This is a genomic window from Roseivirga sp. BDSF3-8, from assembly GCF_041449215.1.
GTDB lineage: Bacteria > Bacteroidota > Bacteroidia > Cytophagales > Cyclobacteriaceae > JBGNFV01.
Window position 1 is genome coordinate 2047342 of sequence record NZ_JBGNFV010000001.1, and the last position, 16870, is coordinate 2064211.

A 16870-nucleotide genomic window follows, 5' to 3' on the forward strand; every position below is an offset into this window, starting at 1 on the left:
ATGTTAGCTGGTCAAAAATCCTCACAACCGAAATTCATCTCCGGCTTATGAAGTTATTTAGTGCCAAATTAGCGCTGCTTAATTCCATGCCCAAATGGAATTGACCGGATTCCATTTTCATGTAAGATGTTTCGGTATTGACTCCGTATTTAAATCCATTCTCTGAAGGGATTGCCGCAAAACCTCCACGCATACAGATATTATTTCTATGTTACCCCCCCTGGATTAGCTAAAAATAATGAGTGGGCTTAGCGTAATTTTGTGCACTAATCATTGCAAACGATTAGCATAATGTTGCATATTGAATCAATAGTCTATATCCAATGCCTTTCAAAGCCCTGCTTCTCCTTCTATTTTCTGTGTATCCAATTGCTCTGCAAGCTCAGCACCCTGATGTTAATGTACTTACTGCAGACTCTATGCATGGCCGTGGATATGTAATGGAAGGCATGCAAAAGGCTGCGGACTATGTGGCTTCAGCGTTTGAAGAACTTGGCCTTTTACCTTTACCTGAAACAAAGGGATACTTTCAGTATTTCAGTCATCCGGTGAATACATTTCCGGGGGAGGTTTCTCTTAGCATTAACGGCAATCTACTGCAGCCAGGTGCAGATTACCTGGCAGACCCTGCCTCTCCTTCGATTGCAGGGCGATATGTTTTACATACTACAAAAGGGATGCCGCCCACGGATAATAGCCTTATTGTGATAAGGGATACATTTGCCAGTACAGAAAGATACAATCGCATACTGGAAGAGATCCGTAACTACTGTGCCCTGGAAAATACGCCGGGTGCAGGGGCCATCCTGGTTACGCAGCGTAAACTGACGTGGTCTGTAGCGACTGAACAATACGCTAAGCCTCTGCTGATCATTAAGGAGAACGCTTGGATAGATAGGGCTGAGAATATTGATATAAGGGTAGAAGCAAGGTTTGTTAGTGATTTTAGGGCTGCCAACGTGATGGCCATAGCGAGGGGGACCCAACAGGATAGTACTGTAATTATAGGGGCACACTATGACCACCTGGGCAGAATGGGCAGGAAAACTCTCTTTCCCGGTGCTAATGACAATGCGAGTGGCACGGCCATGTTGTTGGATTTGGCGAGGTACTTTAGTGTGCACCGGCCCAGGTATAACATGGTGTTTGTCGCATTTGCCTCAGAAGAAGCTGGCCTAATTGGTTCACGGTTTTTTACTGAAAACCCGCCCACACCTCTGGAACAGGTAAGGCTTATGATAAACCTGGATCTCACCGGTACAGGGCAGGAAGGTATTACGGTGGTCAATGGCAGTATTTTACATGGTATCTTTGATGAGCTTCAGTCTTTAAATGAGCGTAGGGAGTTGCTTCCTGTAATTAAGCCAAGGGGAGAAGCCTGTAATAGTGACCACTGTCCTTTCTATAATAAGGGTGTACCAGCGATATTTATCTATACCATGGGGGGAATCAAGGCGTATCATGATATTTACGACCGTGCAGAAACGTTACCTCTCACAGAGTTTATTAATCTGAAGCGTCTCCTAATCGAATACATTTCATCTTTATGAATACGATAAAAACCATAGCACTGGTAGCCCACGACAACAAGAAAGCAGATCTTATGGAATGGGCGATCCATAATAAATCTATCCTGAGTAATTATGAGCTGGTAGCGACAGGTACTACAGGCAGACTACTGGAAGAGGAAACGAAACTACCAATTAAAAGGCTACGAAGCGGACCGCTTGGCGGAGACCAGCAACTGGGGGCGATGATAGCAGAGCAAAAGGTAGACCTGCTCATTTTCTTCTGGGATCCGCTGGAGCCTCAGCCACATGACCCGGATGTAAAAGCCCTTCTACGCATAGCGGTGGTCTGGAACTTACCGGTAGCATGCAACCGTACTACTGCTGATATGCTGATAGCCAGCCCTGTACTAAGCGATAAGAGCTACCAAAGGAAGTTACCCGACTTTCAGAATTACATAGAAAGAAAAGTTTAGCCACAATTATTAGCATATCTTGCATTTATACTAAATTTTTTATCCTGCTGATTAGCATACCCCACTGAATAAAATTTCTTCTGAAGGCCAATAGGAAATACTCTAAACGCATATTACCTAACACTAAAAGCATAAAACGCCTGATATAGGGGATTAACTGCTATGTCAACTGATTTAGCAAATACTTTCGGCCCAGATCAACGCCCGAAAGTATGCGATTCAGATATGGACTGGTATCAGATATATCCGTGATAGAACGAAAGCTGCAGGCTGCCTTCAGAAGCAGCGGATATGAAAAACAATTTAATGCCTCGGCAGGTATGGTTATGCCTGTGGTATATGACGAGGGCCACCTGGATTTTGTCCGCTGGGGAGGCAGGGGTATTTCTGCAGTTGCCGCTACCTCTGGCATAGTCAGGCACCCGAGGTTCAGACACGCGGTCAGAAACCGGCGGTGCCTTGTGCCTGCTAATTATTGGCTACTGCTGGGGAACCCACCTTACCTCATGCATTCGCTAACGGACCGGCTGGTTACCTATGCCGGCATCTGTAACAGCTATCCTCATCCTACCATAGAAAACAGGTATGTAACGTGCTACTCCATCATCCTCTGTCCGGCGCCAGACAAACTTCGCTCACTGGTAAACTATGTCCCGGTCACAATACAGGCGGGTGACAGGCGAAAGTGGCTTAAAAAAACGGCCTCGCTGAACCAGGTAACACGGTTGCTTTCACCGGACAGGGCGGCAGATGGTTTTCCGGTAGATCCCATGATCAATGACCCGTCACTAAACAACCGGGAGGCCATTAATCCTACAGGGCCTACGATAGACCAACACATCACCCTGATAAGGAGAAAGCAAACTGAGGAATTACGGACGGACAGGCGCAGGTATAAAGAAATGGTAGGCACTGCAAAGGAGAGAAAGGTAGTGGAAAAAAGACATGAGTCATGAAAAATTAATCTCCTGCTTTCCTCAAACCATCCCATATTTTAAGCAGTTAGGGAATAATGAGCAGAAAACGAACCATCTTTTGGCTCAGGAACGATCTGCGACTTCATGATAACCACGCCCTGGTAACCGCACTTGAAAAAGCGGATGAGATCGTGCCTGTTTATTGTTTTGATCCCCGGCACTACCACACTACAAGCATCGATTATCCGAAAACGGGCAGCTATCGCGCCCAATTCTTATTGGAAACCCTTACTAACCTCCGCGACAACTTCAGAAAACGCGGGGGTGATATCATTATCCGGCAGGGCCTTCCGGAAAAAATCATACCTGATCTGGCTGAGCAGTATGAAGCGAGAGAGGTAGTAGCTTCTAAGGAAGTAACTACAGAAGAGGTAAAGGTGGAGGATAAATTAGAAAAAGCTCTGTATGCAAAGGGTAAATCTTTTACTATGGTGTGGCAGTCTACCCTGTTACATGTGGATGATATCCCCTGGCCTGTACGAAACCTGCCGGATACGTTTACTGATTTTAGAAAGGAAAGTGAAAGGTCTGTGGAGGTAAGAGACCTCCTTCCGGTACCTGACACCCTCCCGGTACCCCCTGACCTGGTGCCTGGTGAAATCCCTCACCTGGAAGACCTGGGGCTGGAAGAAACTGCCATAGATGAGAGGGGTGTACTGCATTATAAAGGTGGGGAGGATGAAGGACTTAAGAGGCTTCAGGCTTATATATGGGAGAAAGACTGCCTGAAATCATATAAGGAAACACGAAATGGTATGCTGGGGGCTGACTATAGCTCTAAGTTCTCTGCCTGGCTGGCAAATGGCAGCATTTCCCCACGAAAAATATATGCGGAGGTAAAACGCTACGAAGAGGAGCGAAGGAGTAATCAGTCTACCTACTGGATGATATTTGAATTGCGCTGGAGAGACTACTTCCGATTTGTAGCAAAGAAATATGGAAATCTCCTTTTTGTAAAAGGGGGCCCTAAACAGAAAACCCTGGAAATGAATAATGATGAGGAGAAGTTCAAATGCTGGGCGGAAGGCAGAACGGGCATACCGTTTATAGACGCGAATATGAAGGAGATCGCGCTGACAGGGTATATGTCTAACCGAGGACGGCAGAATGTGGCGAGCTTCCTGGTTAAGGACTTAAAAGTAAACTGGATCTGGGGTGCATCGTATTTTGAAAGTATGCTGATAGACTATGACCCATGCAGCAACTGGGGAAACTGGTGCTATGTAGCGGGGGTAGGAAATGACCCACGTGAAAACAGGTACTTTAACATAATGAGCCAGGCAAACAGGTATGATGGTAAAGGGGAGTATGTAAAACACTGGCTCCCTGAGCTAGAACCCCTACCTGCGTCGGCGGTACACCATCCCGGATACCTGAGGGAAAAAGAGCTTGCAGGTTACGGTATCCGGCTTCCGGAAGATTATCCGGAGCCAGTGGTGGATTTTGACAAGTGGCTGTAAACTAGCGGATGAGGTCTACAAGCCTGAAATAATCCAGCATAGTTTTTCTGAAAACCTCCCTCTCCTCTTTATCTGAAAACAGGGGCATGGGTTCACCTTGTACCATGATGGTGAATTCATGTCCATCCTGAATGCTCGTATAGATATCCACAGCCGAGCGGAAATTATCCTCTTTATTACCTCCGGAAAAAATGTATTTACCTGAATTATCCGCGTCCGGATCTAACCAGTTTACCACAAGGCTATCTTCCGAATCAAGAAATTCATTGGTCTCAAGGAGGATGTACGCTTCATCATGTGCCCAATTAAGCGCTATGGCAGGATACATTACAGCATGGTCTGTATCAGACGACCTGTCTTCTAATCTGAATATTTCTACGTTTGAGCCTGCAAGACCCTGTTTTTCATAGCTGGTCTGGCGGACATTTTTGAAAAATAATTCAGAGGCATCAGAAGTAGTGAAGCGGACATTATCACGTGATACACGCTTATCTTTATCGCCACTACACGCAGCGATAAGGAGTAACAGTATGATACTGAGATATTTCATTGAGGCAAAACTTAATTTATTCAGTCCTTGTTAGCTTCCAAATTATAAGGTTTTCCTATATTTTCGAAGAATCGTGTGAATTGTGTGTGACAGGCCTGTTGCATAGACTCCATTTATCAGCATTTCTTACATGACTGTTATTTGGAAGTCAAATAGCTTTATTTTCAGGTCTTGTAATATGATTTTTGTTGGACAGAGAATACAATCTCTCCCGTTCGGCGCGTTGTATGAAAGCGCACCGGCAACGAATGTGTTATTTTAGGTTTATTGGATAAACAGAACAGGTTATGAAAAATTTTGTGAGACTAGCTCAGGGGCTATCGGTCTGTCTGCTTGCAGCAGCTACACTGACCGGTTGTTCCAAAGGCAACCCAACGGCCAAAAACCCGGGGCCTATTAGTACTGCTACCGGTCTTGCCTACAATGATGACGGTGGATTTCAGGTAAAAGAATTTCGTGGCCAGCCCGAAGGCCCTAACCTCGTCTTTATACAAGGTGGTCGTACCACACTCGGATCTTTCGAAGAAGATGTAGCCTACACACGCGATAACCTGGAAAGAACGGTTACCGTAGCGTCTTTTTACATGGACGAAACCGAGGTAGCGAATATCCACTGGCTAGAGTATCTATTCTACGTAAAAGTAGACTCCTCAAGAGAATTTTACAGATCTGCTTTGCCTGATACGACTGTATGGGCCCGCGATCTTGCTTATAATGACCCTTATGTAGATCATTACCTTCGCTATCCTGGTTTCCGCTATTTTCCTGTGGTTGGTGTAAGCTGGAAACAGGCAAATGACTACTGTAAGTGGAGAACGTCTGTAGTTAATTACAACCTGTATGAGCAGTCTGGCCTTGACGAAATTCCTGCTGAAGTAGGTGGCCGTATTCCTCTGGAAACAGGCGTGGTTCTGCCTGACTACCGTCTCCCTACTGAAGCTGAGTGGGAATATGCTGCTCAGGCTCTTATCGGTACGCAGTGGCTGGACGAGAACCAGACGCACAAAAGGCTTTATCCATGGGATGGTCACGCTCTGCGTAACCCTTACGGAAAACAAATGGGTTACTTCATGGCTAACTTCAAACGTGGCCGTGGTGACTACGCCGGTATTGCTGGTAAGCTGAATGACGGCGCCATGATCACTGCTTATGTTTACGAATACCCTCCGAACGATTTCGGTTTGTATAACATGGCAGGCAATGTTAACGAATGGGTGCTTGACGTATATCGTCCGCTTTCATTCCAGGACTTTGAAGATATGAACCCTGTTCGCCGTGATGGTACACTGGATCCTTCTACCGGATATGATTCCAGAAGCAATCCCCGTGATACCAGAAGTGGTGTATATAACTCACTCGTTACTGATAATGTAAGGGTATATAAAGGCGGTAGCTGGAAGGATGTAGCTTACTGGATGTCTCCCGGTACCAGAAGGTATTTGGAAGAAGATTCCTCAACTGCTACTGTAGGCTTCCGTTGCGCCATGATCCGAGCAGGTACTAACTACTAATTGCATTCAATAAATCTAAAATAAGAAAGAGGCTCAATGAGCCTCTTTTTTTTATTCCCCTGCAGCAAGCGCTGCCACGCCTACCTCGCTGGCGCCTGCCTGATACAATACCTCCATGCAGGCCAGCAGGGTAGCTCCTGTCGTGATCACGTCATCCACCAGCATGATCCGTCTTCCTTCAACCACTTCCTTTTTGACATTACCAAATGCTCCGCTTAAGCTTTCCATACGCTCGAGCCTTCCTTTTTTAGTTTGGGTGGATGTCTTTTTTATCCTCTGAAGGGCATGTTCTTCTATCGGAATATTAAGTGAAGCTGCTAAACCATACCCAAAATGAGCGCTCTGATTATATCCTCTTTTTCGTAATCTGGTGCTGTGAAGAGGAACCGGAATTATCACATCGCTTCGCTTATCGTACCCGGCTTCGGAAAGGATAAACCCGTAATATTTACCAAGCATGGACCCGATCTCTGGTACGTTACCATATTTAAGCTGGTGGAGCAGCCTCTGTACCCGTCCGCTTTTGGTAAACTTATAATAGGCTACTGCGTATGCTATGGGAGCAAAACCGTGAAACCTGATAGCAAGGGGGCTCTCATGTTCCACGTGGAAATTAGTGAGGGGCAGGTCCATTCTGCAGCCAGTGCATATCAGATCTTCGCCTTTGACTAGTGGAGTATGGCACGCCTCACAGCAGGAGGGGTAGATCAGGGAAAGAAAATCCGATAACATAGCTGATTATTTTTAGTAAAATTAAGGAAGAGTGAGCTTGTCACAAACTGACAGTGACCATTTCCTTTAAGACTCTATATTTGCATTCTCAATTATATCAAATGAGCATAGTAGACGAATTCAATGACTACAGAAGCCGGATGAACGATAAGATCACGTCTTCTGATAATAAAGTACTGAAGAGGATATTTAACCTCGACACAAACGCTTTTTCTGAGGGGGCGCTGGACAGAAGAACCAAAGAAATGCTCGGCCTTGTATCTTCCATGGTATTACGGTGTGACGATTGTATCAGGTATCATCTTGGAAAATGTAAAGAAGAGGGACTGACTACAGCCCAGGTATATGAGATTTTTGCAATAGCCAACCTTGTGGGAGGTACCATAGTGATCCCTCATCTCAGGAGGGCAGTAGAATATTGGGAGGCTTTGGGAGAGGAGGATAATGGCTGATAAATCTCAGCGTGATCTAGAACTGGAAAAAAAATGGTTCCGTCTGCTTTCTGCTCTTGAGAAAACCATAGGTAAGAGGCCGGCGGACATGAATGGCGTGCTCTTTCTTATAGGTGTGCAGGAGCTAGGCAGGGGGGCAATGCCTTTCAGTAAGGAAGAAAAGCAGGACCTGATGCATATAGCTATATGTAAAGTACTGAGCCTTTCAGGGTTTTATGAGTTGGAAGGCCTGGACGAGGAAGGGTGGCCCCACTGGAAGGTAGTGAAAAAACTTCCCCGACTGGATCTGAAGGAACAGGAGAAAATGCTTCAGATGCACGTAATTGATTATTTCGAACACGAATACGGATACTCTTTATAGTGGCAGTAAAGATCATAAGCTATAACGTAAATGGCATAAGGGCCGCCATGAATAAGGGCCTGATCGAATGGCTGAAGGCCACAGATGCAGATATTCTTTGCCTGCAGGAGCTAAAAGCCATGCAGGAGCAGGTAGACCTGGAGGCCTTTCGCTGCTTGGGGTACCGGCACATCGCCTGGCATTCGGCAGAAAAAAAAGGATACAGCGGTGTAGCCATACTTTCCCGGATCGAACCTGAAAATGTCACTATTGGCTGTGATATGCCGGTATATGACTGTGAGGGCCGGGTGGTAGTAGCAGATTTTGATGGCTTTTCACTCATGTCCGTCTATATGCCCAGCGGCAGCAGTGGCGATCTGCGTCAGGAATTTAAAATGAAATGGTTGAGTGACTTTGAAAATTACATTGCAGAACTAAAGCAGGAAAAGACAGATTTGGTTATCTGCGGTGATTTCAACATTTGTCATCAGGCTATAGACATTCATAACCCGGTTAGTAATAAAAATAGCTCAGGCTTCCTGCCGGAAGAGAGGGATTGGATGTCTGCTTTTATCGATAGCGGATTTATAGATACTTTCCGTCATTTGAATCCTAACCCTCATCATTACACCTGGTGGAGCTATCGTGCCGGTGCCCGTAAGAAAAACCTGGGCTGGCGAATTGACTACCACATGATCAGCGAAAGCATGCAAAACAGGCTAAAACGCTCAGTTATACTGCCTGATGCTGTACATTCTGACCATTGTCCGATACTTCTGGAAATCGAGTAGCATTTTAATTTTTTGATACGATAGGCTTTTTCGGTATTTTTTAGTTTTTAACTGATATTAGTTTGATGAAAAGGTCTGTATCACTCGTCATGCTACTTTTTACCAGCGCACTTTTTTTGACGTCGTGTGCCGGAGGAAATAGAGATGAAAGCATTTCCGGAGATAAGGAAGGGTATCGTGAAGCCAAAGGAAACCGATTTTACGGAGGTATATTAAAGGTAAATGAAAGCGAATACATTCGTAATCTATTCCCGCACAATATAACTGACGTTTACTCCTATCGCGTAGCTTCGCAGGTTTATGAAGGGCTATTCAAGTTCAATTCAGAGACTCTGGAGGTTGAAAAGAATTTGATAGACAGCTATACGGTAGATGAGAGTGGTACCAAATACAAGTTTAATCTTAAAAAAGGTGTTTTCTTCCATAATGATCCTTGCTTTACTAACGGGCAGGGAAGGGAGTTTGTAGCCGAAGACGTAGCATACTGTTTTACCCGCCTGGCTACCCCTCACAGAAATAATCAAAATGCAGCTATATTCCGTGGGTTGATAGCCGGTGCCGAGGAGTGGTATAAAGCTGCTCAGGCAGGCAATAGACCATCCGGATTTCTCAAGGGCATCCAGGTATTAGACCGTTATACGGTAGAGATCACCCTGACAGAACCTAATGCGATATTTCCGGTACATTTGGCAAGACCTCCCTGCTTTATTTATCCTAAGGAGGCAGAAAAGAAATATGGTCAGGAGCTGAGAATAAAAGCGGTGGGTACAGGCCCGTTCACTATGGGTGAGGTAAGTGAGGATATCAGTATCCTGCTCAGACGTAATGAACGCTACCATGGTGAGGATGAATTTGGGAATCAGCTACCTTTCCTTGACGCTATTAGCATACAGTTTTTAAAGGACAAAAAGTCTGAGTTACTTGAATTTAAAAAGGGTAACCTTGATCTTATCTACCGCCTACCCACGGATTATATTATTCAGATTCTTGAAGAAAGTGCCAGCAAACAGGGTGAATACAGCCAGTATAATCTGCAGCGTGTGCCTGAAATGGTCACGCAATTTATTGCCTTCCAAAACAGAAATAGTGCATTTGATGATGTCCAGGTCAGAAAAGCCTTTAATTATGCCATTGATCGGCAAAAAATCCTGGACTTTGTGCTGAATGGGGAAGGTTTTGCACCCGGCCATCATGGCATAACTCCTCCGGTATTTAGCCAATATGACATCCATAATATACCCGGCTATTCTTTCAATCCTGACTCAGCGCGTTTCCTTCTAAAGGCGGCCGGCTATCCTGATGGTAAAGGGTTTCCTTCCGTAGAGTTAATCCTTAATGCAGAGGGGGAAAGGAACACTAATGTGGCTGTGGAAATACAAAAGGAGCTTAAGGACAACCTGAATGTAGATGTAAAACTAACGGTATTGCCATTTGCTCAGATGCTGGATATGGGCTACAAGGGTAGTTTTGATATGATGCGGGCAGCATGGTATGCGGATTACCCTCACCCGGAAAGTTTTCTCTGGCTTTTTTACGGAAAAAATGTCCCTACTGATCAAAGTAAGGTCTCATATCCGAATATGATGCGCTACAATAACCCAAGGTTCAACAGGCTGTATGAACAGGCCTTGGCCAAAAAAGACATAGCAGAAGCGGAGGAATTACTTGCAAGAGCTGAGAAGGTTATGATCAAGGATGCTCCTGTGATCATTCTTTGGTATGACGAAGGATACCGTCTGTTGCATTCGTACGTACGAAACTTTCCTAATAATGGCATGCAGTACAGGGATTATGCGGAAGTATATTTTCAAAGAGCCAAAAAACTGGAAACTATGTAGACAGGTCTGACCGTTTGAAGATATAGAGATAAAAGCCTCAGGCGGACCGGATATTAACTATGAGCCAACCCAATTCCATACAAACACTACTAAAGAAACTCAGAGAGTACAAAAAGAAGTACTATCTGAATAAGCTGCTTAAAGGAAGCATAGTAGCACTTGCCCTTCTACTCACTGCATTTCTGTTTGCTAATTCGGTAGACTATGGGTTCAAATTACCCTCTGCCGGGAGAACAGTGCTTGTAGGAATATTTATAGTGATTACGGCAATCACCTTAGTTTGGTATGTAATTCGGCCAGCTTATAAACTGCTCACAAATGAGCGTCAGCTTAGTAACCGACAAGCGGCACAGCAAATAGGCCACTACTTTCCTGATATCAGCGATAAGCTCCTAAATACTTTGCAGCTTGCTGAAATATCTGATAGGGAAAATGCCTTGGTGCAAGCAAGTATCAGGCAAAGAACTAAGGAAATAACGGTTGTGCCCTTTACCTCTGCAGTAAACTACGGGGAAAATAAACGTTATCTGCGCTATGTAATAGCTCCTGCAGCGTGTATCCTTATTATTATGCTTTTTGTCCCTCAGTTATTTACTGAGAGTACACCCAGGCTTATCAGATTCAATACTGAGTTAGTGGAAGAAGCCCCATTTTCGTTTGGCATTCCACAGGATCTCAGGGCATTTCGTAATGAGGATTATGAACTGGCTATTGATCTTCAAGGCAGTAGCATCCCCGAGAATGCTTATATAGAACTCAACGGCCGCCGCATAAAGATGAAGCCCGGCAACCAAACCGGTAGATTTACGCATACTTTCACTCGTGTAAAACAGGACCTTGATTTTTCAATTGAGGCAGCCGGCTTTTCAGCAGGTACCCACAGCCTTGAGGTAGTAGACCGGCCTGACCTGAAAAACTTCGATGTCAGCCTTAACTACCCGGCTTATTTAGGTCTTGAAAACAAACGATTAACCAATGTGGGAAACCTGCAGGTACCGGAAGGAACCAAAATAAAATGGATCTTCAGCACATTGGCAAGTGATGAAATGGAGGTTAATTTTAGTACTGAGAGCAATAATTTTCCAATTAAAAAGGATTCCGAAGAAATATTTGAAATAGAAAAGCAGGTTTTTGAGACTCAGTCTTATGACATTACGCTGAAAAACGAATTCAGTGAGAATAAAGAGAAAATACGGTACACCCTGGATGTCATCAAAGATAAGTCTCCCCAGATTACGCTTGAGACTCTCCAGGATACGGTACTATTTAATTATCTCATCGTTGGAGGAAATATTAGTGATGACTATGGTATTAGTGACCTGGCGCTTTACTATCGTCTGGTAGACCAAAGGGGAAAGACAGGGGATTATGAGCGCTTACCTCTATCATTTGATCGAAATAGCAATAACCAGAGCTACTATTACCAGTGGCTGCTGGATAGCCTAGCTATCACAGAAGGATCATCTATTGAATACTTCGTACAGGTGAGAGATAATGACGCAATCCATGGCCGGAAAGCTACCCGTACAGGTGTATATAAATTTGCCGTACCGGAACGACGGAAGGTAAATGAAGATCTGGAAAAAGCTGACAGGGAAACACAGAAAAAGACGGAGCAAACTCTTGATAAGGTTGAAGATCTTCAAAAGAAGATTGAGGATGCATCCAACCGTCTAAAAGGAAAAAACAACCTGAACTGGCAGGATAAAAAAGCAATAGAGGAGCTAATAGAAAAGCGAGAGGAGATAGAAAAAGAGCTGGAGCAACTAAAAGAGAAGGCTAAAAACGAAGCTGAGAAACGATCACGCTTTAATGAACAGGACAAGGAGCTAGCAGAAAAGGCAGAACAGCTTCAGGAACTCATGGAGGAATTACTTGACGATGAGACGAAGAAGCTTTACGAGGAGTTACAAAAACTACTGGAGGAAAATATGTCCTTACCGGAGTTTCAGGAACAACTCGAGCAGATAGACAATAAAGAACAGAACCTTAAAGAAGAACTGGAAAGAACACTGGAGCTCTTTAAGCGGATGAAGATGGAGAACAAGATGGACCAGACCATACAGGATCTTGATGAAATGGTCCGAAAGCAGGAAGAGCTTAGAGAAAAAACAGAAGAGAAAAACTCAGAATCTGAAGAGTTGCAGCAGGAGCAGGAAGAACTGAACCAGGAGTTTGATCAGCTTAAAGAAGATATGGAAGAGCTTCAGGAAATGAACCAGGAGCTTAAGAGACCCAAGAGTCTACCGGATAACCAGGAACAGCAGCAGCAGATAAGTGAGGAAATGAAAAAGGCAGCTGAGGAGCTACAGAAAAACAAGAAGAATAAGGCGAGCCAAAACCAAAAGAATTCCAGCCAGAAAATGGAGCAGATGAAAAAGTCGCTCCAACAGATGCAGAATAACATGCAGATGTCCCAGATGCAGGAAAACCTTGGAGATCTGCGACAGATAGTGGATAATCTTATCCAATTATCCTTTGATCAGGAAAACCTGCTGAGCCAGTTTAGAAAGATCTCACAAAGTGACCCCAGGTTTGTAGAGCTATCTCAGGGACAGTTAAAGCTTGAAGATGATGCAGAGGTGATCAAAGACAGTCTGCAGGCCCTAAGTGAAAGAGTATTTCAGCTAAGCAGCTTTATTACCCGTGAAATGGGTGACATGAATAAATATATGAAGGGCTCTATGGACGCCCTCAAAGAGAGGGACAGAGGAAAAGCGCTATCAGAGCAGCAGTTTGCCATGACCTCGATGAATAATCTGGCCCTAATGCTTGATGATGTCCTCCAGCAGATGCAACAACAAATGGCTGATGCTATGGGTATGCCCCAAAAGCAACAGGGCCAACAAAGCCAGCCAAGCCTAAGTAATTTACAACAGCAGCTAAACAACCAGATAAACCAGCTAAAGAAGAGCGGTAAAAGCGGTAGGGAACTATCGGAAGAACTAGCTAAATTAGCTGCGGAACAGGAAAGAATACGTAAAGCACTGCAGCAGCAAATGCAAAATGGTGGCAGTGAAGCTGGCGGCAAAGCAGGGGAGGAGGGGGAGAACGGTACGAATGGCATGAAGCCGGTGCTGGATAAGATGGAAGAATCTGAAATCGACCTGGTAAATAAGCAGCTCACAGAAGAAACCATTAATCGCCAGAAGGAAATACTAACGAGGCTATTGGAAGCAGAGGAGTCTATGCGTGAAAGAGAAACAGAAAAAGAACGCAAGAGCGAAACCGGAAAACAATATGCCCGTGAAGTACCTAAAGCATTTGAAGAGTATATTCGCAATAAAGAGAAAGAGATCGAACTACTTAAAACTATTCCTCCAAGGCTAAACCCTTATTATAAAGAGGAGGTTAATAAGTACTTCGAAAGGATTAATAATAAATGATGCCTGTAAGCATGGACTCCATTAAGATTCAGATTCCCTCATTGTCAGAGAACATACGTATCATTGAAAGCTTCATTGACAATGCCAAGGAAAGGTTTAGTCTCAATGATGATATATACGGGAATATTATGATTGCAGTAACAGAATCTGTTACCAATGCCATTAAGCATGGCAACAGTGGAGACAAAAGCAAGAATGTTCACCTAAGCCTCACCATTCAGGACAATCAGATAGTTTTTACTATCAGAGACGAGGGTAATGGATTTGATCATACAAACCTACCTGACCCTACTTCACCCGAAAACATAGACAAACCCGGAGGTCGTGGGATATTTCTCATGAAGCATCTTTGCGATGAAGTAAACTTTAAAGATGAGGGTAGGATAGTTGAACTCAGCTTTTATCTGAATTAAGTAGTGGGAGAAATTAATTACTTTTCTGAAGATGTTCCATATCAGTTAATACGTAGTGAGTCTATTACAAAATGGCTTCATCACATATTATCACAAGAACACTTTACCTTGGAAAGCCTGAATTACATCTTCTGCTCAGATGAATATCTACACAAAATAAATGTAGAGTACCTTAATCACGACACCTACACTGATATCATCACCTTTGACAATAGTGAAACTGAGCACACAATAGAAGGGGATATATTCATTAGTGTTGATAGAGTTTCGGAAAATGCATCTGTCGTAAACACCACATTTGAAGATGAACTTCACAGGGTGATGGCACATGGCTTACTCCATTTACTAGGCCAAGGCGACAAAACAGAGGAGGATAAAAAGATGATGAGCGAAAAAGAGGATCGATGCTTATCTTTACGAAGTCAATTTCTTAATGAGATGAAACGTTCCACGTGAAACAGTTGTTAGAAATTTTGACGAAATAAATACTGATATAAGTGTTCCACGTGGAACACTTTTGTTGTTTTGAAACCAGATGTTCCACGTGGAACATCAAACTATAATAGTATGTTTCCTGAGTACGATGTAATTGTAGTAGGAGGTGGTCATGCAGGATGCGAAGCAGCGTATGCAGCCGGTAAGATGGGATCAAAAGTACTTCTTGTTACTATGAATATGAACACCATAGCCCAGATGTCTTGTAATCCGGCAATGGGTGGTGTGGCTAAAGGGCAAATAGTAAGAGAAATAGATGCTTTGGGAGGTATGTCGGGGATCATTACCGACAAGTCAGCCATCCAGTTTCGCATGCTAAATAGATCTAAGGGCCCTGCCATGTGGAGTCCCCGCACACAAAATGACAGGATGCGATTTGCTGAAGAGTGGCGACTAGCTCTTGAAAGTAATCCGAATGTGGACTTTTGGCAGGAAATGGTCACCGGTATTGTCATAAAAAATGGTAAAACAATAGGAGTCACCACTAGCCTTGGCCTGGAAATAAAAGCTAAGGCGGTTGTCCTTACTAATGGTACATTTTTAAATGGCATCATCCATATAGGCGAAAAACAATTTGGTGGAGGAAGAACTGGTGAACGCGCAGCCAAAGGCATAACCGAACAACTGGTAGATCTGGGCTTCGAGGCAGGTAGAATGAAAACGGGAACACCACCACGCATTGATGGAAGAAGCCTGGATTACACTAAAATGGAGGAACAAGCAGGAGATGAAAACCCAGCGAAGTTCAGTTACTCTGACGAAACGACCCCGTTAACAAAACAAAGGAGTTGCCATATCACCTACACCAATCCTGAAGTGCATGAGATATTGGAAACAGGATTTGATCGCAGTCCAATGTTCAATGGACGGATTCAGGGAATAGGCCCGAGGTATTGCCCTTCTATAGAAGATAAAATTAATCGATTCGCTGAGAGGGACCGTCACCAGATATTTGTAGAACCAGAAGGGTGGGATACTGTAGAGGTCTATGTCAATGGATTTTCAACAAGCTTGCCGGAGGATATTCAGCAAAAAGCCCTTAATAAAATAGTGGGTTTTGAACATGCTAAAATGTTCAGACCAGGCTATGCAATAGAGTATGATTACTTTCCACCTACTCAGCTAAAGCTTACATTAGAAACAAAACTGGTAGAAAACTTATACTTTGCCGGCCAGATAAATGGTACTACCGGGTACGAAGAAGCTGCCTGCCAGGGCATGATGGCTGGAATAAATGCTCATCGTAAAATAAACGAGGAAGACCCAGTCATTCTTAACAGGTCGGAAGCATATATAGGAGTGCTCATAGACGACCTGATCAACAAAGGTACGGAAGAACCCTACCGGATGTTTACCTCTCGGGCAGAGTTTAGGATACTGCTGAGGCAAGATAACGCAGATCTGCGACTCACTCAGCTAGGTCATAGCCTGGGCCTGGCTTCAAACGAAAGACTGGATAAGGTGCTTGATAAACGCAATGGTATAGAAAGCCTTTTTAAGGAAGTAGAAACTTATAAAGTAAGACCAGGAGAGGTAAACGATGAACTTTCTGATATGAATACAGCGACAATCAGGGAGAAAATTCCGGTAATTAAATTACTCAAAAGGCCTCAAATTGGAATTGAGGAAGTAAAAAAGCTCAGTGAAGAGTTAGCAGAAAACATTGATAAGTATGCCAATGATGTCCAGGAACAGGTAGAGATTCAGATCAAATACCAAAACTACATAGACAAGGAGCAAAAACTAGCAGATAAAATACGATCGCTCGATACCGAGAAGCTTCCCGATGGATTCAATTATGATAAGATTCCTGCTTTATCTGCAGAAGCAAAAGAAAAGCTGAATAGAATTAAACCTGACACCATAGGGCAGGCATCAAGGATAAGCGGCGTTAACCCCGCCGATATATCCATTATCATGGTATACTTAGGTAAATAGACA

At 43.9% G+C, this 16870-nt stretch carries 15 protein-coding genes; 13 read left to right on the top strand and 2 right to left on the bottom strand.

The genetic code is table 11. From position 1 onward, the window contains the following. Positions 1-323 precede the first annotated feature (323 nt). From AB9P05_RS08330 to AB9P05_RS08345, 4 genes are all read left to right on the top strand, one after another. A complete protein-coding gene (locus AB9P05_RS08330) occupies positions 324-1550 on the top strand; it encodes a M28 family metallopeptidase (RefSeq protein ID WP_371908363.1) in 1227 nt (408 codons plus the stop codon). After that, positions 1547-1984, top strand: a complete 438-nt coding sequence (locus AB9P05_RS08335; RefSeq protein WP_371908364.1) for a methylglyoxal synthase — start codon at positions 1547-1549, stop codon at positions 1982-1984. Before AB9P05_RS08330 ends, AB9P05_RS08335 begins: the two co-directional genes overlap by 4 nt. 212 nt (positions 1985-2196) lie before the next feature. Next, the gene (locus tag AB9P05_RS08340) at positions 2197-2940 is read left to right on the top strand and encodes an SOS response-associated peptidase family protein (RefSeq protein ID WP_371908365.1); all 744 of its coding nucleotides are present in this window, start codon (positions 2197-2199) and stop codon (positions 2938-2940) included. A gap of 56 nt (positions 2941-2996) precedes the next feature. After that, a complete protein-coding gene (locus tag AB9P05_RS08345) occupies positions 2997-4421 on the top strand; it encodes a DASH family cryptochrome (RefSeq protein ID WP_371908366.1) in 1425 nt (474 codons plus the stop codon). 1 nt (position 4422) lies between these two features. On the opposite strand, the gene AB9P05_RS08350 is transcribed toward AB9P05_RS08345, so the two are convergent. Continuing rightward, positions 4423-4971 carry a hypothetical protein gene (locus tag AB9P05_RS08350; RefSeq protein ID WP_371908367.1) on the bottom strand — a complete coding sequence of 183 codons (549 nt, stop codon included), beginning with the start codon at positions 4969-4971 and terminating at the stop codon, positions 4423-4425. A 287-nt stretch (positions 4972-5258) separates the two neighbouring features. Between AB9P05_RS08350 and gldJ the strand changes: the two genes are divergently transcribed. Continuing rightward, on the top strand, positions 5259-6482 hold the full coding sequence (gene gldJ / locus AB9P05_RS08355; RefSeq protein ID WP_371908368.1) for a gliding motility lipoprotein GldJ: 1224 nt from the start codon (positions 5259-5261) through the stop codon (positions 6480-6482). 51 nt (positions 6483-6533) lie between these two features. Here gldJ and AB9P05_RS08360 read toward each other — a convergent pair whose 3' ends face one another. Next, the gene (locus AB9P05_RS08360; RefSeq protein WP_371908369.1) at positions 6534-7214 is read right to left on the bottom strand and encodes a ComF family protein; all 681 of its coding nucleotides are present in this window, start codon (positions 7212-7214) and stop codon (positions 6534-6536) included. Between the two features lie 101 nt (positions 7215-7315). Here AB9P05_RS08360 and AB9P05_RS08365 point away from each other — a divergent pair, with 101 nt between their 5' ends. From AB9P05_RS08365 to mnmG, 8 genes are all read left to right on the top strand, one after another. Further along, positions 7316-7666: a carboxymuconolactone decarboxylase family protein gene (locus tag AB9P05_RS08365; RefSeq protein WP_371908370.1), complete on the top strand. Its 351-nt coding sequence runs from the start codon at positions 7316-7318 to the stop codon at positions 7664-7666. Beyond that, positions 7659-8027 carry a hypothetical protein gene (locus AB9P05_RS08370; RefSeq protein ID WP_371908371.1) on the top strand — a complete coding sequence of 123 codons (369 nt, stop codon included), beginning with the start codon at positions 7659-7661 and terminating at the stop codon, positions 8025-8027. Before AB9P05_RS08365 ends, AB9P05_RS08370 begins: the two co-directional genes overlap by 8 nt. Beyond that, positions 8027-8797 (top strand): exodeoxyribonuclease III, encoded by a 771-nt coding sequence (xth, locus tag AB9P05_RS08375; RefSeq protein ID WP_371908372.1) that lies wholly within the window; start codon positions 8027-8029, stop codon positions 8795-8797. The genes AB9P05_RS08370 and xth overlap by 1 nt, the downstream gene beginning before the upstream one ends. A 65-nt stretch (positions 8798-8862) precedes the next feature. Further along, positions 8863-10635: an ABC transporter substrate-binding protein gene (locus AB9P05_RS08380; RefSeq protein ID WP_371908373.1), complete on the top strand. Its 1773-nt coding sequence runs from the start codon at positions 8863-8865 to the stop codon at positions 10633-10635. 59 nt (positions 10636-10694) lie between these two features. After that, positions 10695-14021 (top strand): DUF4175 family protein, encoded by a 3327-nt coding sequence (locus AB9P05_RS08385; protein ID WP_371908374.1) that lies wholly within the window; start codon positions 10695-10697, stop codon positions 14019-14021. 11 nt (positions 14022-14032) lie between these two features. After that, complete coding sequence (locus tag AB9P05_RS08390; RefSeq protein ID WP_371908375.1) at positions 14033-14434, top strand: ATP-binding protein; 402 nt, start codon at positions 14033-14035, stop codon at positions 14432-14434. A gap of 3 nt (positions 14435-14437) precedes the next feature. Further along, complete coding sequence (gene ybeY / locus AB9P05_RS08395) at positions 14438-14890, top strand: rRNA maturation RNase YbeY (protein WP_371908376.1); 453 nt, start codon at positions 14438-14440, stop codon at positions 14888-14890. Positions 14891-15001: 111 nt separating this feature from the next. Beyond that, positions 15002-16867 (top strand): tRNA uridine-5-carboxymethylaminomethyl(34) synthesis enzyme MnmG, encoded by a 1866-nt coding sequence (gene mnmG / locus AB9P05_RS08400; RefSeq protein WP_371908377.1) that lies wholly within the window; start codon positions 15002-15004, stop codon positions 16865-16867. Positions 16868-16870 lie beyond the last annotated feature (3 nt).